The organism is Sporocytophaga sp. (assembly GCF_017745095.1).
In the GTDB taxonomy this organism is placed as follows: Bacteria; Bacteroidota; Bacteroidia; order Cytophagales; family Cytophagaceae; genus Sporocytophaga.
In genome coordinates this window covers 20,997-40,761 of sequence record NZ_JAGHZZ010000010.1, presented here as the reverse complement: position 1 = coordinate 40,761, position 19,765 = coordinate 20,997, and the positions used below count along the sequence as shown (strand labels likewise).

At 35.4% G+C, this 19,765-nt stretch carries 15 protein-coding genes; 7 read left to right on the top strand and 8 right to left on the bottom strand.

The features are described from left to right. Positions 1–10: 10 nt before the first annotated feature. Complete coding sequence (locus J7604_RS16240; protein ID WP_293897575.1) at positions 11–898, bottom strand: helix-turn-helix transcriptional regulator; 888 nt, start codon at positions 896–898, stop codon at positions 11–13. A 111-nt stretch (positions 899–1,009) separates the two neighbouring features. Between J7604_RS16240 and J7604_RS16235 the strand changes: the two genes are divergently transcribed. Together J7604_RS16235 and J7604_RS16230 are read left to right on the top strand one after the other, a co-directional pair. After that, positions 1,010–1,360 carry a hypothetical protein gene (locus tag J7604_RS16235; protein ID WP_028978379.1) on the top strand — a complete coding sequence of 117 codons (351 nt, stop codon included), beginning with the start codon at positions 1,010–1,012 and terminating at the stop codon, positions 1,358–1,360. 187 nt (positions 1,361–1,547) lie between these two features. Further along, on the top strand, positions 1,548–2,156 hold the full coding sequence (locus J7604_RS16230; RefSeq protein ID WP_293897570.1) for a bifunctional 2-polyprenyl-6-hydroxyphenol methylase/3-demethylubiquinol 3-O-methyltransferase UbiG: 609 nt from the start codon (positions 1,548–1,550) through the stop codon (positions 2,154–2,156). 209 nt (positions 2,157–2,365) lie between these two features. Here the strand turns inward: J7604_RS16230 and J7604_RS16225 are convergent, their stop codons facing one another. From J7604_RS16225 to J7604_RS16215, 3 genes are all read right to left on the bottom strand, one after another. After that, positions 2,366–2,713, bottom strand: coding sequence for a cation transporting ATPase C-terminal domain-containing protein (locus tag J7604_RS16225; RefSeq protein WP_293897567.1), 348 nt, complete (start codon positions 2,711–2,713; stop codon positions 2,366–2,368). Beyond that, on the bottom strand, positions 2,688–4,946 hold the full coding sequence (gene mgtA, locus J7604_RS16220) for a magnesium-translocating P-type ATPase (RefSeq protein ID WP_293897564.1): 2,259 nt from the start codon (positions 4,944–4,946) through the stop codon (positions 2,688–2,690). The genes J7604_RS16225 and mgtA overlap by 26 nt, the downstream gene beginning before the upstream one ends. Before the next feature lie 168 nt (positions 4,947–5,114). After that, the gene (locus J7604_RS16215) at positions 5,115–6,977 is read right to left on the bottom strand and encodes an exo-alpha-sialidase (protein WP_293897561.1); all 1,863 of its coding nucleotides are present in this window, start codon (positions 6,975–6,977) and stop codon (positions 5,115–5,117) included. 365 nt (positions 6,978–7,342) lie between these two features. On the opposite strand from J7604_RS16215, the gene J7604_RS16210 reads away from it, so the two are divergent. After that, entirely contained in the window at positions 7,343–8,665 is a 1,323-nt protein-coding gene (locus J7604_RS16210) for a T9SS type A sorting domain-containing protein (protein ID WP_293897558.1), read from the top strand. Positions 8,666–8,745: 80 nt separating this feature from the next. Here J7604_RS16210 and J7604_RS16205 read toward each other — a convergent pair whose 3' ends face one another. Next, positions 8,746–11,166, bottom strand: a complete 2,421-nt coding sequence (locus tag J7604_RS16205) for an Ig-like domain-containing protein (RefSeq protein WP_293897556.1) — start codon at positions 11,164–11,166, stop codon at positions 8,746–8,748. Between the two features lie 255 nt (positions 11,167–11,421). On the opposite strand from J7604_RS16205, the gene J7604_RS16200 reads away from it, so the two are divergent. From J7604_RS16200 to J7604_RS16190, 3 genes are all read left to right on the top strand, one after another. Then, positions 11,422–12,426: an NADP-dependent oxidoreductase gene (locus tag J7604_RS16200; RefSeq protein ID WP_293897554.1), complete on the top strand. Its 1,005-nt coding sequence runs from the start codon at positions 11,422–11,424 to the stop codon at positions 12,424–12,426. A 349-nt stretch (positions 12,427–12,775) separates the two neighbouring features. Continuing rightward, a complete protein-coding gene (locus J7604_RS16195) occupies positions 12,776–13,504 on the top strand; it encodes an acyl-CoA desaturase (protein WP_293897552.1) in 729 nt (242 codons plus the stop codon). 258 nt (positions 13,505–13,762) lie between these two features. Next, a complete protein-coding gene (locus J7604_RS16190; RefSeq protein ID WP_293897550.1) occupies positions 13,763–14,785 on the top strand; it encodes an ADP-ribosylglycohydrolase family protein in 1,023 nt (340 codons plus the stop codon). A 234-nt stretch (positions 14,786–15,019) separates the two neighbouring features. On the opposite strand, the gene J7604_RS16185 is transcribed toward J7604_RS16190, so the two are convergent. Then, entirely contained in the window at positions 15,020–15,619 is a 600-nt protein-coding gene (locus tag J7604_RS16185; protein ID WP_293897548.1) for a hypothetical protein, read from the bottom strand. A 325-nt stretch (positions 15,620–15,944) separates the two neighbouring features. On the opposite strand from J7604_RS16185, the gene J7604_RS16180 reads away from it, so the two are divergent. Further along, a complete protein-coding gene (locus J7604_RS16180; protein ID WP_293897546.1) occupies positions 15,945–16,400 on the top strand; it encodes a DinB family protein in 456 nt (151 codons plus the stop codon). Positions 16,401–16,496: 96 nt separating this feature from the next. Here J7604_RS16180 and J7604_RS16175 read toward each other — a convergent pair whose 3' ends face one another. Both J7604_RS16175 and J7604_RS16170 read right to left on the bottom strand, forming a co-directional pair. After that, positions 16,497–16,910 carry a hypothetical protein gene (locus tag J7604_RS16175; protein WP_293897544.1) on the bottom strand — a complete coding sequence of 138 codons (414 nt, stop codon included), beginning with the start codon at positions 16,908–16,910 and terminating at the stop codon, positions 16,497–16,499. A 265-nt stretch (positions 16,911–17,175) separates the two neighbouring features. Further along, positions 17,176–19,539: a glycoside hydrolase family 3 N-terminal domain-containing protein gene (locus J7604_RS16170; RefSeq protein WP_293897543.1), complete on the bottom strand. Its 2,364-nt coding sequence runs from the start codon at positions 19,537–19,539 to the stop codon at positions 17,176–17,178. Positions 19,540–19,765: the final 226 nt, after the last annotated feature.

Here is a 19,765-nt window from a genome sequence, read left to right as displayed (position 1 = left end):
AAAACTATGCCTACCCAGAAAATGGCTTCACTGTATTCTTTTGAAACTCTCTCGGCGAAAGTCCTGTATGTTTTTTAAATACTCTGATAAAATAGGATACATCTTCATACCCTAACTGATCGGCCACATTGGCGACAGGTATATCATTATGAATCAACAAACGCTTCGCTTCCAGAATTATCCTTTCAGCAATGAGATCACCTGTTGTCTTATTTAACACTTCCCTGCTCAGTCTGTTAAGATGCCTGGTACTCATATTCATCAAATCTGCATATTGTTGTGGCAGCTTAAGCCCTCTGAAATGTTCATCAATCAATTTCTGAAGATTTTTTATCTTGAAGTAATTGGTCGAGGTTTCTGTATTTTCATCGTGAGCATCTTTATTATATACCCTTGAAAGTTCTATATACAACAAGTCAATCAGAGAACCAAGCTTCTCCGTTTTGAATGAATTAAAGGAATTGAACTCCTGATTAATTTCTTCAAACCTAGATCTTACTGAAGCTATTTCATTTTTATCCAGATATATAACCGGATGGTTTTGTTGCAGATAGAAAAAAGGGAAATCTGTAATTTTTCTATTCGTAAAAATACTGTCATAAAACTCTCTTGTATGAAAGAAGACAAAGCCATCTGCTTGTTCAGAAAGCTTCCAGCAGTGGACTTGGCCTGGGTTTAGTAAAAACACACTACCTGGTTTCACAGGATAGCTGGAAAAGTCAATCTGATGTTCACCCTTCCCTTTTGTAAACAGAATGGTGATATAAGTACTGTGAATATGAGGATTATTGATGAACTGATGGCTTTTCAGGTGGTTAGGCAAATCATTAGAATAAAAGTAATTTTCATAACCACTCTTTGAGAACTCCCTAATGCCATAAACAGGTATTTTTTTCATCCCGAATAATAATTAAAATGTCCGGATAATCCTATTAATAGATACTTTTTGCCTCAACTTTAAGAACTTATGTCCATAAATTTGCATTAGAGATTCAGAACACTTACTACTATGGCACTTATTCATATATTAAAAGACCGTTGTCCTTACTGTCATGAAGGACTGATCTTTAAAAACCCTAACCTTTTCAGTTATAGGTCTGGAGAGATGAACAATGATTGTCCTCATTGCAAAGCAAGGTTTATGAGAGAACCGGGATACTTCTGGGGCTCTATGTATGTAAGCTATGCATTGGGAACTGCTGAAGCCTTTATTACTTACTTTATCTGCAGAATATTTGGCACCGGCATGTTTGATATGATTAATCTGGTTGCGATTATTCTTGCTATAATTTTATTATCGCCATTCAACTTTAGATTTTCAAGAGTAGTATGGCTTTATTTATTTTCCGGAATTGACTGATAACATTTTATTTTAATTGCTCCCTAAATAAGGTTGATTCTGGTATCTTTAACCGGGATTAAGCATTTAGCAAATATCGATGTTAATCTAACAATTTGAAAATATTTTCAAGCGGTTGATTATAGTGATTAACAAGATTTTTCAATGGCGAATGCTTCATTTTGGGTTAATACATTGAATCAACCTTATGAATGCGTTAAAAGAATATTTCGGAGACATAGACATCTATCTGTTTGATCAGTTGCTCAAAGGACGTTTTGATCACTGCAAAACCATTCTTGATGTGGGATGCGGAGGTGGCAGAAACCTTGTATATTTTTTGAAAAATGGATTTGATGTTTATGGCATAGATCCGGATCCGGAAGCTATCAGCAAAGTACGTAAATTATCGACTTCCTTGAACCCCCACATATCCTCTGATCATTTTATTACTGGTGTTGCAGAAGCTCTCCCTTATTCAAAGGACTACTTTGATCTTGTCATCTGCAGCGCAGTGCTCCATTTTGCTAAAGATCAAATTCATTTTGAACAAATGCTAAACTCTATATGGAATGTACTAAAACCTGGAGGTTACTTGTTTACAAGACTTGCGTCTTCCATTGGTATAGAACATCTGATTAAAGATATAGGAAATGGAACATGGCTGCTGCCTGACGGTTCTGTAAGATATCTTATTGATGAAGAAGCGCTATTGGAATATACCTCCAAACTAAATGGAGTTCTTTTTGAGCCTATTAAAACAACTAATGTACAGAACCTACGCTGTATGACCACATGGTGTTTGCAAAAGAGGTAGAGTCGTTATTGTGAAAATATAATTCTAGCTACCGTCATATCATAATAACAAATTTAGAATTGAACATACAATGCAATCAAATATACCCAGAATGCATTTTATTATATAGCGGAACCCAATATCCATTTGGTATAAAAAAAGTTAATTCATTTTTAAACCATATAAATCACATTTCTCCTCAAGCCTGCAAGTTTTAACGAGTATCAGATTTAGCTAAATCCATACTTCCTAATTAGCCACGTCTTTATTACTTGTGTTATTGCCATATATCCGCCTATCAAAGCTATCAAATATAAAAAGTATACCGGCGGAAGTGCATGAAATCCTAAAATAGTACCTATTGGAGAAAAAGGGATATAGATAGCTGCTATAAGAACCAACAAAGTAGTAAACAATAATTGAGGACTTGCCCAGCTTTCAACAAATGGAATTTTAGAAGTCCTTATAACATGAACTATAATTGTCTGAGAAAATAATCCTTCTATAAACCACCCTGATTGGAAAAGCGATTGGGTCTCAACTGTATTGGCTCTAAAATATGTACCAGAGCAGGGCAAAGGTAATATAATCAAATACCGAAGAAATCGGACCTATAAAAAACATATATTTGGTAATATTAGATATATCCCATTTTCTGGGAATCAAAGTATATTCTGCATCAACTTTATCAAAAGGTATTGCTGTTTGAGATATATCATATAAAAGGTTTTGAATTAAGAGTTGTATTGGAAGCATTGGCAAAAAAGGAAGAAGTAAGCTTGCTCCAACCATACTAAACATATTTCCAAAATTAGAGCTGGCCGACATTTTGATATATTTAATTGTATTTCCAAAAGTCCTGCGACCTTCGATAATACCATCTTTCAGAACCATCAAGCTTTTCTCAAGCAAAATAATATCGGCAACCTCTTTTGCAATATCCACTGCTGAATCAACAGAAATGCCTATATCAGATACTTTAAGGGCTGGTGCATCATTAATTCCATCGCCCATATATCCTACAACATTGCCTTTTGATTGTAGAGCTTTAATTATTTTCCTCTTTTGATCAGGATTTAATTTTGCAAAAACGTTGTATTGTTCTGCTATGACCGGTATCTCATCTTCTGGTGATCTCTCAATTTCACTTCCTAAAATTATTTTGTCAGAAAGCACTCCTACTTGATTGCAAACTTTTCTGGTTACTAATTCATTATCTCCTGTTAGAATCTTTATTGTAACACCTGCATTCTTTAAGGATATTATTGCTGGGGCAGCCGATTCTTTTGGGGGATCTAAAAAGGCAACATACCCCAATAAAATCAAATCATTCTCATCTTCTCTGGAATATACTTTATTTATATTAGGAATTTCTTTGTATGCAATTGCTATAACCCTTAATCCATCTTGATTCAGCTCTTCAGATAAATGATATATTTCGGACCTTCTGCTATCATCAAGGTCATATATTTGATCCTTTATCTTCACTTTGGTGCATACATCAAAAATTTCTTCCACAGCGCCTTTACAGATTAGCTCATGATGATCATGTAGTTCATTAATTACGACAGACATTCTCCTTCGCTCAAAGTCAAAAGGAATTTCATCAGCTAACGAATAATCAGTGCATACTTTTAATTCATTTGTTAGATCAGCCTGGCTTAAGATCGCGACGTCGAGCAAATTCTTCAATCCTGTTTGGAAATAACTATTCAGATATGCATACTTTAATACATCATCAGACTCTTCACCCTTTACATCAATATGCTTTATCAGAACCACTTTATCCTGAGTCAATGTCCCTGTTTTATCTGTACATAAAATATTTATAGCTCCAAAATTTTGTATAGAATTCAGTCGCTTAACAATTACTTTCTTTTTCGCCATGGCTACTGCTCCCTTGGCCAGATTCGTAGTCACAATCATTGGTAACATCTCAGGAGTAAGTCCCACTGCCACTGCAATTGCAAAGAGAAAGGCCTGAATCCAGTCTCCCTTTGATATCCCGTTAATCACAAATACCAAAGGCACCATAACAAACATGAATTTTATCAAAAGATAACTGAATTTCGTAATCCCCCTTTCAAATGCTGTAGTTTCACGTTCTTCAAGAACATGTTCAGAAATAGATCCCAGGTAGGTAAGCTTACCGGTATTCAGAACAATGGCTTTTCCAAATCCGCTTACTACATTAGATCCCATAAATCCAATGTTCTCAAGATCGAAAAGATCTGTTTCCAAATTCACAGACACATTAGATGTTTTTTCAACAGGAAAGGCTTCACCGCTAAGTGTAGCCTGATTAATAAAAAGGTCTTTTGAAGAAATAATTCTGACATCTGCGGGAATCATATCTCCTGCCGACAAATGAATGACATCTCCCGGAACAAGATTTTTTATGGCAATCTCATACTTTTTTGCAAGATCTGCTTCTGGCCTATATACTATGGCTTTAGTCCCCACTAAAGCCCTTAATTTTTCAGCTTCTTTACCTGATTTATATTCCTGAATAAATCGGAGAATAGAACTAAATAAAACCATAACACTTAAAACAATAGCAGCTCTCTTGTCATGGCTCAATAAGGAGATACCGGCCAAACCAACTAGAAGTATGTTAAATGGATTTCTGAATGATTTAAAAAGTTTTTTAGCCCATGAGAACTTATACTCATTAATAAAATTATTCAATCCGTGGATTTTAAGTCTTGCTTGAGCCTCATATTCTGCGATTCCATGTGCGGAGGATTTCATTAATTCAAAAACCTTTTCACATTGTTGCCCTGACAATTGCCTTAAATCATTTTTTTCCATCGTAACAAATCTTACTTGCAAGAAAGAATAGTCTGAATCTAAAAAAAATGATCAGGTCTTCCAAAAAAGATGATTTAAATCAATTATTTGCCCAGTATCAAAAAAAATGTATGGAGAAAAACTGCAAAAGAAAGACAACCCAATTGAAGACCTTCATAATTTATTTTTTTAATACTTTACAAACTTGTGCACTTCATTTCCAATTTTAGCAAAATATATTCCTGGCAGTAATTCATTCCCAAATTCAAGCACAGATATATTCTTGTAGACCCTGATGTGCTTTCCATCAACATTGTAAATCTCAAGATCTTTCGGAACACTCAATTTAACATGAAAGCTAGTCATACTAGGATTCGGATATAACTCTAATACTGGCTTACTGTTACTTTCAACTATATCGGTAACAACGGTTATGCAAGAATCTTTCCTTACATCTTTACTCAAATAATCAATCTGATCCAGATTTGGTAATCCATCTGATGTAGCAGAAATGAGTTCTAGCTGATGTGCTCCTGCACTGAGATTTATTGTAAGGTTTATTGTTTTATAAGTAGTGAATGCTCCGGTGCCAGGGAAACTAAGAGTATATCTTAAGTCATAACCATCAAGTATAATCGTCGCTGGTCTGTCAGCAGTTCCACCATTCGCATATCTTAAGCTTATTGTCTTACTTCCAGAAGTAGATGCATTGATAGAGAAGGTAATACTAGTACCAATTGCATTGTCGATATTGATATATCCGGTTCCTTTATAACCTGCATTTTTAGTTTCAAAGACCCCATCATACTTACAAGCATCGACTTCAACTTCAGCCACAAACTCCGACTCATACCCACAAGGATTTAATCCTGTCATTGTTCCTGTACAATTACCACATTCATCAAATGACCCAAAAATACATTGATTGACCATTCCCAAGCTAGACAAAGGTATTCTTGTATATTCCACATCTTCTTTATTAGTAGAATAGGCAGCATACAGATAGCCATTCCACACTGTTGATTTCGGATAACTGTATCCTAATGTTTTAGCGGTTCCTGTATATTGCTGCGCTTGTAGATCATTCCCTCCTTTTCTCATCACAAATGCTCTGTCAAACAATTGCCCATCCTGACTTAAAGTTATGGTTAAAGGCGTTCTGTTTTTATTAGGGACGGGATTATGCACCATGTAAGCACTACCATCTGGCAAATTACCCGCACTTTGTTTTGCCCTTGAATCCGGATTATCTGTAAGTACTGCTGTAGACCAGGTTTTCCCGTTATCAGTACTCTTGGCTGATAATTTATGGTAAGTGCTTGTCTGGTCTCGAAAGATCATCACAGCAGAGCCATTTCTTTGCCAGAACCAGCTAGGTTCAATTTCTCTTGTAACATCACCGGTATACGTCATGTTTGTATATGTTGCTCTTTTCCATCCTCTAATACCCGACTGATCATCGGTATAAATCGGAGCAGCAATCAATCCTGGCTGAAAATGTGCTGCACATATGATGCGACCATTTGGTAAGGCATGCGGATCTTGTTCTATGATTCCTTTCATTACGGTTCCATCAGACATCTTTACCTGCTTTATCGACGACCATGTTAAGCCATCCGTACTTGTTGAATAATAGGCTAATCCACCTCTGGGAGAAAGAGATGTTGGCCAAACATTTACATAGGCTACAAGTGTATCACCATTTACCCACCAACCGCCTGATGTGCAATAATAAGTACTCGTCGGCACGGCTAATCTCATAGGAGCTGTCCAGGTTTTTCCGTCTTTACTTCTGCTATATGCTACCCAAGTATCCCGTGAATCTTCATTGGTATAAGAACTTTGCCATTGGCAGTACAAATAACCTTTAAAGCCAACCATAACCACCCCATTGCTATAATGATCTGAAGTGGCAGTAGGTTTAAAAACAGTCACAGTTTCTGTGCCTATAGCCATTTGCAGTCCAAGATCATTGGTTTTACTCTGGTCATACAAACCTTCTTTAGTTGTAAATGACTGAGCATAAGAATATAGTCCTAAACATAATAGCATTAAAAAGGATATGAGAATCTTTTTAACTATAACTATTGACAACCAAGATTTGCACACATTTGAGAGGCATGGAGAAATTGGGTACATAAAGCAAATAGGTCAAATTTTCAAGAAGAATACCCAGAGGAAAACTTAGAAGTAACATATATTTAAAAAATATAATTAATAAAATCTAAGCGGCTGATTTGGTCAGATAACAATAGAATGTAGAGACAAAAGGATGGCACAGTAATACACTTTGAGAAGCTTATTTTATAAACTTGTCAAAATTAATTAACTTGAATAATATTTAAACTTTTCAAATAAAATTTCAATTTTTAAAATCTATTATGTTAACCTTAAGATTTAAACTAATCATTGCAATAATGACTTTTTCATTCTCATTATGTCTCGGTCAAGATTGGGAAAGAAAAATAAATAAATACACAATTGAAGAATTATATGGAAGCGCTCCTGCTGAAAATGGAGATATAATTAGTGTAGGAAATGGAAAAGATAGCAATAACGGGGATGAAAGTTCTTTCTTAATAGTTAGAACACATGCCAATGGAGATACCTTATGGGTAAAAAAAATTACTGGCAATTCCGCATATGATGTGATAAGAACGCTTGACGGTAACTTTGCATTTGCCGGGTCCTATCAAAATGAATCAGTATGGGGTAAATTTGATCAAAATGGTGATATTCTATGGACCAAAAAATCAGGTATTCAGAAACGAAATGGAGCTAGTTTTATAAGAGAAGACAAGGAAGGAAACCTTTATCTTGGTGGAAATATATATTCAGAAGCTAATTCTTCAATGGATTTGCATCTGATAAAAACGAATATCAATGGCGATACGATTTGGACAAGAACGACAGGTACTAAAGAAAATGAATTTGCTGCTACAATGAAAAAGGTTTCCGATGGAGTGGTACTTGCGGGATATAGCATAATTGCGCATTACAATGCAGCAGGCGATTTAATATTCAGCAAAGAACACAAATTAAAGGATGCCTATTTCTCTTATATTAAGGGCATTGAATTGACAAAAGATGGAAACTACATGGCTGCTTGCAGTACTTTTTATCTCAACAAAGGAATCTTTTTGACTCTTATGAAAATAGACCAAAATGGTGATACACTTTGGACAAAAACTCATCAAGATCAAATCCTCTCTACGTATAGCATGACCACCGCATATGATAGTAACTTCGTCGTAATTTGTTCTGTTAATTGGGGAGCAGACCAATTAAATAGCATGATTAAAATCGATCAGAACGGAGACACTCTTTGGACAAAAATTTTTTATGGTAGTCCTCGTAAGATCTCTTACGCCGATGGATATTTTATTGTGAGTGGTTCCTATTCGTTTGGACAACCTGAAAACATAACGGATATGTATTTATTAAAAGTGAAAGATGATTCTGATCCACAAATCCTTAATATCAGTACATCCACAAATGAAAACGAAAGATTTCAGATTTACCCTAACCCATCAAATGGATTAATGTATATAGACTCTGATTTAAAACTTGAAGAATCATTAATAACAATTACAAACATGCATGGCATTGAAGTATATCAGGAACAGATCTCATTGGAGAAAGGCATTATAGAAGTTCCAGGATTGAGTAATGGTACATATCAATTACAAGTAAAACAAGGAGACAATAACTACAATAGATTAATTATAATTCAAAAATGATTCTGATCAGAAATACATTTCAGAAATATTAATAGTATAAAAAGAGGTCATTGCAAATTAGTAATGCCCTCTTTTTATTTCTAATACTTGACAAACTTATAAACTTTATTCAGAGTTTTGGCAAAGTATAAACCCGGCTTCAGATCATCACCAAACTCTTGATATGACACATTACTGAAGCTTTTCAAGATCTTTCCTTCCCCATTTGTAATTTCAATATCTTGGGGTTTATTTAAGCTGATATAAAAATTACTGCTACTCGGATTCGGATAAATTGAAACAGAATTTTCCTTTTGGATATCTTCCAAGGCTGTAACAACCTGGCAATTTGCAAAAGCAATTCCCTGACTAACAAAGCCCAACTGATCTATATTCGGCAGTCCATCAATGGTAATAGAAGATAATTTCAATGTGTTAATCCCCTCCTGCAAGTTTATTTGCAGATCTACTGAACTCCATGTAGTAAAAACACCAGTGGATGGAAAGCCAAGTTTATTGGAAAGGACAATATCGTTAAGAGTAACTTCAGCGGGTCTGTCTGTTGTTCCTCCATTTGCATACCGGAAGCTGATTATAGCAATACCTGAGCTGCTTGCAGAAATTTTAAATATGACTGAAGTTCCGATTGCATTGTCAATATTGAGATAGGAAGTCCCTTTATAACCTGCATTTTTTGTTTCAATAACACCATCAAAGCTACAAGTTTCTGTTTCAGCTTCACTCACGGATGCGCATGGATTTTTACCCGTTGTTCCTCCAACGCACCGACTGCAATTATCCAAAGTAGCTGTGCCATTGGTGGTACCGTTGCAATCTTTTGGTATTGAATTTACAATTATTATGATTGGAGAAGATGTAGTTGCCGCTCCTAAATTATCTATTGCTTTAGCAGTGATAGTATATGTTCCAGCAGTTACTCCACTCCAGGTATAGCTATATGCTGAGGTAGCATCAGTTCCTAACAAAGTTACCCCGTTATAAAACTCCACTTTCGATATTAAACCATCTGTATCCGTTGCAGTAGCATTGATTGTAATGGAAGCAGGTTCATTGAAACTGGTATTGTTTGTGGGTAATGTAATATTCACTGTTGGCAGTATATTAACAGAAGTAGGATCGCATGTGGTAAATTCACCAACCAGACATCCTGCATACTCTTCCAGGTTGGTATATCCATCTCCATCACGATCTGCATTTTGATCTGCTGTCGATTTATTCAAGCCATGTGCAATCTCCCATGAATCTGGCATCCCGTCATTATCTGAATCTGCCGGGGCTGTTGAACTTGAATAAGTGGGAAACCCTCCCACTTGTAATTCATTATCAATAATTCCCGTTTTTGCTCCATAAGCTCCTCCATAACTTGACGTTCCGCTCTTAACTGAGTTAACAGTACGTGTATCCACTGCATCTCTTTTTAGACTAGCTCCGGCTATAGCAAGTACTTTTGTATAAGCATCCGCTGCCGATTGAGTATTGATATTTATGCCAGTGAGAGCTGAGTTAAGTTTTAGTTCGCTAAGTGCAATAGAAGCATCTCCCGGTTGTACTCCTCCGTTCCAATTGTCCGATGTCACTATTGCATTTCCATCAACATAGTTACCACTGACATACCACTTGCTGATGGGATTTCCTGCTGATTTTGAATCAGAAGGTTCTACAATCCGATATCTTACTTTTCCGGTTGAGGTAGCAGGACCTGGCTTGTAATAGTTATTCACCAGGTTATGATTGCCCGATTCACCACCATACACGTTGTTATAGCCCCAATTGAATATCACGTTATTTCTGAAATCAACTTTCTCAGTAGACGCTGTTGTTAAATGATAGCGTGCTCCGCAGAAACGTGGAGTTCTACTGGTATGGTTAGCAATCAGGTTGTGATGAAAAGTTGCCCCCATACCCCCCCAGATACCGCCAAAACCGTGATCTCCTTTAGGATGTGTAGAATGATAAAAGCTTTCAGTGATGATACAATATTGCATGGTGAAATTTGTATTGTCATAAAAGCTAGCTTGCTCATCATTCCCCCATGAATAAGAACAATGATCCAAAATAATATTACTGTTATTCCGCCCCCATGAAGCATCGTATTCACTGGTTTGAATGCTTCCAGGCCTGAAGCGCATATATCTGATTATTATATTACTTGCTGATAATTGAACTGTGTAATTGGCAATACAAATTCCATCGCCAGGTGCAGTCTGACCTAATACAGAAAGGTCTCCGTTGCTGATATTGATACTGGATTGAAGGTTGATAATGCCTGATACTTTAAAGATTACAGTTCTTTTGCCGATTGCTTGCAAAGCTTCCCTCAAAGAGCCACTTCCAGCGTCATTTAAATTGGTTACGATGTACAATTTACCACCTCTTCCACCAGTAGTGAATTTCCCATAGCCTTCTGCGGACGGAAATGCCAGTTGTTGTGCATAAGATGTGTGGAATAGAAGTAAGAATACTATTGCCCCAAATGTGGATACATTATAGAATGATTTCATATTGTTAAGTTTTTCATGATCATCCTTTTACAATCATATTTGCAAACAGACTAATCATCTTTTTCAGGAGGAATACCCCATTCAAAATGCACAAGTAACATTTTTATAAAAAAAATATTAGAGTTTCCTAAAAATTCATTTCAAACAAATTTTACTTTTCTCGATTTCCTTTATTTAACCTCTGGGATATAAGAGATTTCCAAAGGTTTCAGTGAGCAAATTTGACCATTGTTATATCAACCAATAAATAAAGAAATGAAAACGACTCAACAATCAGAAGGAATAGGAACCAAATCAAAAGTATCAGGAGATAAAATGAAAGCCGTTGTAATCCATAATTATGGCGATATTAGTGTTCTCAGTACAGAAGAAGTGCCTATTCCTAAAATTGGACAAGATGAAATTTTAGTTAAAGTACAAGCTGCAGGAATTAATCCTATAGATTGGAAGGTTAGAGAAGGGTACAAAGAAGATTTTTTGGATAATAATAATCCTGGAATTCTGGGTTGGGATGTTGCAGGAACAGTAACTGAAGTTGGCGATCTGGTTACCAGATTTAGACCTGGAGACAAAATATATGCAAATCCAACTACAGCAAGAAATGGCGCTTATGCTGAATACATTGCAATCCGCTCTTACGAAGCAGCTCTCGTTCCTAAAAGTATTTCTATGATAGAAGCTGCAGGTGTTCCACTCGCGGCCATGACTGCATGGATGGGATTATTTGAAAAAGCTAACTTAAAAGCAGATCAAAAAGTTTTGATCCATGGCGCCTCCGGTGGTGTTGGTACATTTGCAGTCCAGCTAGCTAAAATTGCAGGTGCTCATGTAATCGGAACTTGTTCTAAAGCAAATATTGAAATGGTCAAAAGTATTGGTGCAGATCAAGTAATAGATTATAGAAGTGAAGATTTCAGCACTAAGCTGAAAAATATAGACGTCGTGCTAGATACTATTGGAGGTGACACTCAAGTAAAATCTTTACAGGTACTTAAATCTGGTGGAGTTTTAGTTTCAACAGTAGGTGTTAATGCTGCCGAAAAATCTCCTCGTTCAGATGTGAAAACAATAGCGTATTATTCCATTGCTAATGGCGCCAAATTAGCTGAGATTGGAGGCTTAATTGAAAAAGGTTTAATAAAAATAATAATTGATCGGACCTTCTCATTAGAGAACGTAAAAGAGGCTCATCAATTAAGCCAAACGCATCATGCAAAGGGCAAGATAATACTAACAGTGGATCAAAAAACAAAAGGCTAATAAAAATGAAGAGAGCATAAAAAATGCTCTCTTCATTTTTATTGAAAGAAAATCATTTCACATAGGCGAATTGATAATGCTGTCATTTGATAAGCTAATTATCTTTTTTAAAGAACTCCGACATAACTACTTACCTTCAACTTTCATTTTCTGGCTTTACCCAGTTTTTGGATTTCCCATCAGAGTTAAAACAATTCTTCTATTTATTGATTATAAAGGATAATCAATTTTATAAAACTCAGACGGAGGAATTTTCAATTTAGATAAGTATTTTTTTCGATGAAAATCGATAAGGGAAAGTCTGATCCATTTTACAAAAACATCCAAATCTCCTTAAGACCCCAAAATTATGATCATCATAATCTTCTTTATATTACATTGGTACATTTCATTATTTTCTCAAACATTCTTTCTGCATAGGTACAGCGCCCACAGAATGTTCACTATGAATAAAACATGGGAGAATTTTTTTTACATCATTCTATATATCAGCCAAGGATCATCATACTTGACACCAAGAGTGTATGGAATTCTTCACAGAATGCATCACGCTTACAGTGATACCGAAAAAGATCCTCATTCTCCACACCATAATAAAAATGCATTTACTATGATGTGGAAGACAAGGAAGATTTATAATGACATTGTCGACAATAATCTAAACGCAGAAGCTGGTTTTAAGAAAAATCTTCCCGAATGGAAACTTATTGATAAGATTGGAGAAATGGGAATATCAAGAATATTATGGGCTTTGATATATATAGCCTTTTATATCATATTTGCCACACAATGGTGGATGTTCCTGTTACTTCCTTTACATTTTCTTATGTCTCCAGTACATGGAGCTATAGTAAACTGGTTTGGTCATAAAATTGGATACAGCAATTTTGAGAATGGTGACAAATCAAAAAATACTATCCCCGTAGATTTATTGATGCTTGGTGAATTATTCCAGAACAACCATCACAAATACGCAAGTCGAGCAAACTTCGGTATTAAGAAATTTGAATTTGATCCGGTATTTCCTTTCATCAAAATATTTTCATTCTTTCGGATTATAAAGATGGAAAAACTTTGAATCAGGCTTTAGGGATTGAAAGAATAATAAAAGTCAAAGGTCAAAGTATTTCCTTTTGGCTTTGATATTTTAAACTGAGAAAATTTATAACTAAAAACCATCATCTTAATACACATAGATAATTAAGTTATATCATTCCTCGTTTCTTTTTTTAATTTACTAAAGTGAGCAATTTTCTTTTCAATTCATTACTACTCTCCTTTTGCATTGTTTTGTAAATTAAGGTATATTAATATCTTTATTTACCATTAACACTCAATGGATATTAAATTTAAAGATATACTTCTGGGAATAGCTATTGGCGATGCATATGGCGCAGGACTTGAATTTCAGGACAGAGACTGGATACGAAAGAATATAGACTTTTCTTGTTTTCTAAACAAAAGGACTGACCTCGCTGATGTTGTTGATTCCTTTGGTAACACAGTAAAAAACTATAATGAATGGGATTATACTGATGATACTGAAATGACAATAGGATGCATAAAAGCCTTACTTTCTAACAAAGAGTTTTCCGAAGATCTATTAATGGAGCATTGGATAAAGGAATATGAAGAAGATAAAAAGCAAAAAGGTATAGGTCGTCATGGTCATGGATCCATGCGGTGGGTTTATAATGGAGAAAAGACAATTGAAGAGGTTCGGGACTTTCAAAAGAACAGACCAAACCCTGGCAACGGCCCTACCATGCGCGCGATCCCCTTTGCCTTTGTAAGCGAAGATCATATTGATCGTTTTGCTACCATCAATGCAAATGCCACACACCCGAATCCTAAAGCAGTTGCTTCAAGCATTTGTATTGCAAGAGCGACAGAATACCTTATCATTAAAAAATTGGAATCTGAAAAAATCATAGACTATTGTTTACCCTTTATCCAAAACATAGATACCGAATTTTATGAGAAATTAAAAACAGTAAACACTTTCCAAAACTTTTCTCAACTTTCAGAATCTGAATATTCCAATCTTTGCGGGGCTCAGCCGATCATAAAACCTTATTATCCTGAAGGTATTACAGGCCTTCCGTCAGATGCAATGTATACCGCTTTAAGTACTCTTTATATCTTAAAACATTCCAAATCAACATTTGAAGGCTTTAAGCAAGCAATTTACCTTGGAGGCGATGTTGACTCAGTGGCATCTATCATTACTGGAATACTGGCAGGAAGATATGGACTTGATAGTATGCCTCATTATATGAAAGAAAATGTGGAAGGGAAAGCTAAATTATTAAAATTGGCAGATCTATGGCAAAATTATTACTATTCTTCAGAGCTATAAATTATATTTATTACGATACCAATCACTGCAATTTTATTTATTGACAATCCTTACAACGAAAGAAATCGACTTGAAAAAGATTCTACCCATCATCATATAATCGCCGAAAGTCCTACCATATACAGAAAGCCTTTTAACCATATTTACTCTCTATTCAAATCATCTAAATAAGTATATATGTTTTTTGAAAAGGATAATATTCAGCGTGACTTTTGCCAGACTTGACAACTCTTTTCATGCATTCTTTTTTGATGAGTAAGCACTTAATATTTTGTTCTTAATTGATTCTGCTATTAAAAGTGACTTTCCTGCAACCAGCATGAATATGTGAATAAACATAGAAATTATTATGTACCCCACAAACTCAATCTGCCTTAGCATCTTGTATTTAATTTCATTAGTAATTTCCAAATGATTTTTCTTTACTTCATCTAGATTTAATCTATCAATTTCTTGATCAGACATTGTTTCTGATAAATAATATAAATTCTTACTTCTGCATCCTCTGTAAAACGCATTTATTACTCGTTTAGGCTTTAAAATAAAGCCAGTAGATAATGCAAATAAGTTCATTATGGAGATCAAAGGTTTTCTGCAACTTCTGGATCCAAGCTCCCAGGCGCTTATTTCGCTTTCTCCTACTCTACCTATCCCATATCCTGCCATAATGTGATGGAGATCATGAAATTTAAGATACTTTTTTCTAGCACTCACATTAGGTACAGGAGCTAAAATACAACCTATATAAACTCTCACACAATGAGATTTAAAATCTTCACTTAAGTTCAGTTTATTAAATTTATAAAACCCTATTAATGCTTCTCTTGTGGTCATTATATAATATTTGAAATCCTAAAAAACCTCCTACAGTATTCTGTTTTTTCGACCTTGGTTATATTACAATTTAGTGAATATCCTTCAATTAAGTACCAAAAACGAACTCTTTCACTACAAATCATTAGGTAATATTCTTATAAAATTTCTATCCCTGATTTCATTTTTATAAACATATTAAATTTAGTACATCTACAATTAGTCCCTTATGTCGATATCCTAAGGGGTTTATCAATTTTTCCTTTCCTGCAAAAACTGCCATAAAATGTCCTTTGAACATTCGGTTTTTCTTTAAAAATTGGGGAATAATTAAAACTAAAATGATATGGAAACGACATTCAAAATTTGGGAAACAAGCAGAAAACGTTACTCAGAATATTTAGATAAATATTCATTAGAGCAACTGAACAAGATTCCCAACGGGTTTAACAATAACCTAGTCTGGAATATAGGACATATCATAGTTGCTCAACAGGCATTGATTTATAAATCCTCGGAATTACCTTGGCATATTTCTGATGAATTATTTGATCTGTATAAATCAGGCACTAAGCCCACGGGAAATACTACGCAGGAAGAAGTTGATAATTTAAAAGTACTTTTAACTTCTCTTATTGAAAAAACCAGAAAGGATTTTCATGATGGAGTATTCATTACTTTCAATGAACGTACGACAGGCACCGGATTTCATCTTGGATCTTTAACAGAAGCCTTTGAATTTAACAACTATCATGAAGCGCTTCATCTAGGTTTTATGATGAACATAAGGAAGTTTGTTTAAGTGATTAACCTAGAAGCCTGTTTACCTCGGTATTAAAAAAATAAACAGCAAGAGTTTCTATAATGAAACCCTTGCTGCAATAGAAAATATAAGAGCTTATTTCACTTCATACTTAAGTTTTTTCCCAATCGCTTTCGCTACCTTTTCCATTTCTTCCCATGAGTCCATAATGGCAGTGCCTTTATTTCCTTTGTATTCAATTCTCATTCCATCTTGAGCGGCAACAGATATACTTCCTGTAAGCCAAACTTCTGCACCCTTTATTTCCGCAACAAGACTCACTCTAGTCTTGCTTCCCTTAAGCGTTTTAGGATTTGTGGCTACTTTAGAAGTATTTTTACCCCCCCTTAAAGTATAATCTTTCTCAGAAAAGACTTCCTTTACTTTGTCGGACACGCCATTAGAATCCGGAAGAGAAATTATGATTGTATTTGCCTTTTCAGGAATTGACTGCGAGAACCCTAAAGTTCCTATCAGACCAAAAAACATTAGTAAAATTATTTTTTTCATTATTATTGATTTTTAAGTTTTATACGCCTTTCTCATTTACGGTCCCAATCTGTTATTGTTGCGGAAGTACATAGTCCTGCGACGGGATGTGTGTTTCAAAAACTACTCAATTTATCAATATTGCAAGGAACATTAACTCATATATCGTTCAGAAAAACAATAAATAAGATAAAAGAAAGATAGATAAACTTAAGATCAGTAAATCTCTCAATACCTTATTCTTCGTGAGAATTTTAACACAGTCCAATCCTTAAGCACGGAATAATTACCTAACTTCCAATTCGATACTTTTTAAATCTGTCGAGTTTCCTCCTGTCATGAGTGTAAATTTTCCAGGCTCTACTCCATAATTCATATTGATATCATAGAAAGATAATAAAGATGGATTTATGGTAAATGAGACGGTCTTCGTTTCTCCTGGATTCAGTGTCACTCGCTTAAAACCTTTCAGTTCTTTAACTGGCCGTGTTACTGAAGCTACCTGATCTCTGATATATAATTGAATAACTTCATCTGCATGCATATTCCCAGTGTTTGTTACATCAACATTAAGAGTCACAGAACCTGATCTATTCATGGTTGGCTGGCTTAATCTTGGGCTACTATACTCGAAGGTTACATAACTTAATCCATGACCGAATGCATATAAAGGTTCATTATCGGAAAACGCATAATCGAATGCGCGTGACATGGACTTTCTGCTATAGTAAGCAGGTATATGTCCAGCAGACTTTGGCAGTGAAACAGTCAGTTTACCAGAGGGCGCAATGTCTCCAAACAATATTGAAGCTGCAGCATTGCCAGTCTCCTGTCCCATATACCATCCCTCAAGGATAGCTCTCACCCCTTCATTGTCTTTAAGATTACCAATAGCCAGAGGCCTCCCACCCATCAGATAAATGACTACAGGTTTTCCTGTTGCTACTATAGAATTAATTAGTTCATTCTGAGAACCCAAGAGATCCAAAGAACTTCTATCACCCTCATGCCCTTTCATCCATGCTTCACGGCAAGTAGTCTCATTGTCCCCCACTACAAGAATTACAATATCTGCAGCTGAAGCAACCTTTCTCGCTTCATCGATAAGAGGCTTATTCTGTTGTGGTGTTGCAAGTTTTATATCTAAAGCATGTTTCCAGTTGTAAAAAGAATTCTTTCTATGATTTTGAGTGATTTCACAACCTTTTGCATATAGTATTTCAACATTGTTTCCTGCCCGTTTTTTTATTCCGTCTAGAATAGAAACATTATAGAAAGGGGTTCCGCTATAACCTCCCAAATATGCAAAATCCGCATTAGGGCCTATTACAGCTATTTTCTTATACTTGTTTATATGGAGGGGCAATAGGTTATCTTTATTCTTTAATAAAATAATTGATTTTTGCGCTGCCTTCAAGGCAAGCTTTTGTGACTCTACTTTCTTAGCCTCTGTAATGGCATCGGATACTTTTACATAGGGATTTTCAAATAGACCAAGGTTAAATTTCAAGATCAATATTTGTTTAACATACGAGTCTATCAAAGAGATATCCAGTTTGCTTTCTTTAATCAAATCTGGAATCATGTTATATGAATCAGGAAGCGGAAGCTCAATTTGAATCCCGGCCTTGAGTGCCTGTAATGCAGCTTCTTTAGGTCCTTCGGCTACTTTATGATCAGCATGTAGTTGTCTTACCCCTTCATAATCGGATACTATTAATCCTTTGAAACCTAATTCCTTTCTTAGTATGTCCTGTAATAACCATACATTTGCGTGCGATGGCACACCATCAATTTCATTGTATGATGCCATCACTGCAGCAGGCTTTGATTGTTCAATTACATATTGAAATGGGTATATATGAATTTCCCTAAGGTCTCTCATGCTGATATTGCCTGAACTTCTGTTTAAGCCACCTTCAGGACTGCCATGAGCTGTAAAATGTTTAAGTGTTGCAAGAACATGATATTTATCTACCTCTCCAGTGTTTCCACCTTGCAAACCTTTTACCTGCGCTGCACCAAGACGGCTGTTCAAAAAAGGATCTTCTCCGTAAAACTCTTCGATCCTTCCAAACCTCGGATCTCTTCCGACATCCAGTATTGGAGTAAGTGCCTGATGACCTCCACGGGAACGCATCTCGCGGGCTGTTACATCATATACTTCTTCAAATAATTTTTCGTCCCAGGATGATGCAAGACCTATTGTCATAGGGAAAGAGGTCGCTTCAGGCTTCATAAGACCATGACAACCTTCATCATGGAAAATTGCAGGAATACCCAGACGGGTCTTGGTCACCAAGAATTTCTGTGCAGCATTTTTCCAGTTCACATCTTTTTCTATTGGCATATTCATGGGACCTATCTCACCTATACCATTTTTGAAGATTTCTTTAAAAATCATTTCCTTAAATGTACTGTCTCCAGTAAGTACTTTTGTTCCGTCAATATCCCAAAAGCCAATAAGCTGGGCTGTCTTCTCTTCAATGGTCATTCGGGAAAGTAAATCTGCAGCCCTCTCCTCCGCGGATAATGAAGCATTTTTATATAGCGGTTTATCTTCAGATTTATAAAACCATGCCGAACAAATTATTACACAAACAACGCATAACCCCAACTTAAAAAAGACTTTACTTTTAAAATTGAACATTTTTCAGAATTATAAAATTTAATGAATGACTGAGAGATAAAGATATAAAATACAAACATTTAAGCCAAAAACATAGCTTGTAACAAAGAGTAAAAAATAAAAACAAAAAGCCAGTAGATTGCTCTTCTGGCTTTTGTATTAAAGACCTCCTCCTAAATCCTTCCCTGTAGGACATGGTCGTCAACTTAAGCAAGTTTAGAATTACATAATTCTTAATTAAAGTAAA

Bases quoted from the DNA above. Each gene is read 5' to 3' on its own strand.
- J7604_RS16210 (WP_293897558.1), top strand. From the start codon at position 7,343: ATGACTTTTTCATTCTCATTATGTCTCGGTCAAGATTGGGAAAGAAAA.
- J7604_RS16205 (WP_293897556.1), bottom strand. From the start codon at position 11,166: ATGAAATCATTCTATAATGTATCCACATTTGGGGCAATAGTATTCTTA.
- J7604_RS16185 (WP_293897548.1), bottom strand. From the start codon at position 15,619: ATGACCACAAGAGAAGCATTAATAGGGTTTTATAAATTTAATAAACTG.
- J7604_RS16170 (WP_293897543.1), bottom strand. From the start codon at position 19,539: ATGTTCAATTTTAAAAGTAAAGTCTTTTTTAAGTTGGGGTTATGCGTT.
- J7604_RS16230 (WP_293897570.1), top strand. From the start codon at position 1,548: ATGAATGCGTTAAAAGAATATTTCGGAGACATAGACATCTATCTGTTT.
- J7604_RS16200 (WP_293897554.1), top strand. From the start codon at position 11,422: ATGAAAACGACTCAACAATCAGAAGGAATAGGAACCAAATCAAAAGTA.
- J7604_RS16195 (WP_293897552.1), top strand. From the start codon at position 12,776: ATGATCATCATAATCTTCTTTATATTACATTGGTACATTTCATTATTT.
- mgtA (WP_293897564.1), bottom strand. From the start codon at position 4,946: ATGGAAAAAAATGATTTAAGGCAATTGTCAGGGCAACAATGTGAAAAG.
- J7604_RS16215 (WP_293897561.1), bottom strand. From the start codon at position 6,977: ATGCTATTATGTTTAGGACTATATTCTTATGCTCAGTCATTTACAACT.
- J7604_RS16190 (WP_293897550.1), top strand. From the start codon at position 13,763: ATGGATATTAAATTTAAAGATATACTTCTGGGAATAGCTATTGGCGAT.
- J7604_RS16240 (WP_293897575.1), bottom strand. From the start codon at position 898: ATGAAAAAAATACCTGTTTATGGCATTAGGGAGTTCTCAAAGAGTGGT.
- J7604_RS16175 (WP_293897544.1), bottom strand. From the start codon at position 16,910: ATGAAAAAAATAATTTTACTAATGTTTTTTGGTCTGATAGGAACTTTA.
- J7604_RS16235 (WP_028978379.1), top strand. From the start codon at position 1,010: ATGGCACTTATTCATATATTAAAAGACCGTTGTCCTTACTGTCATGAA.
- J7604_RS16180 (WP_293897546.1), top strand. From the start codon at position 15,945: ATGGAAACGACATTCAAAATTTGGGAAACAAGCAGAAAACGTTACTCA.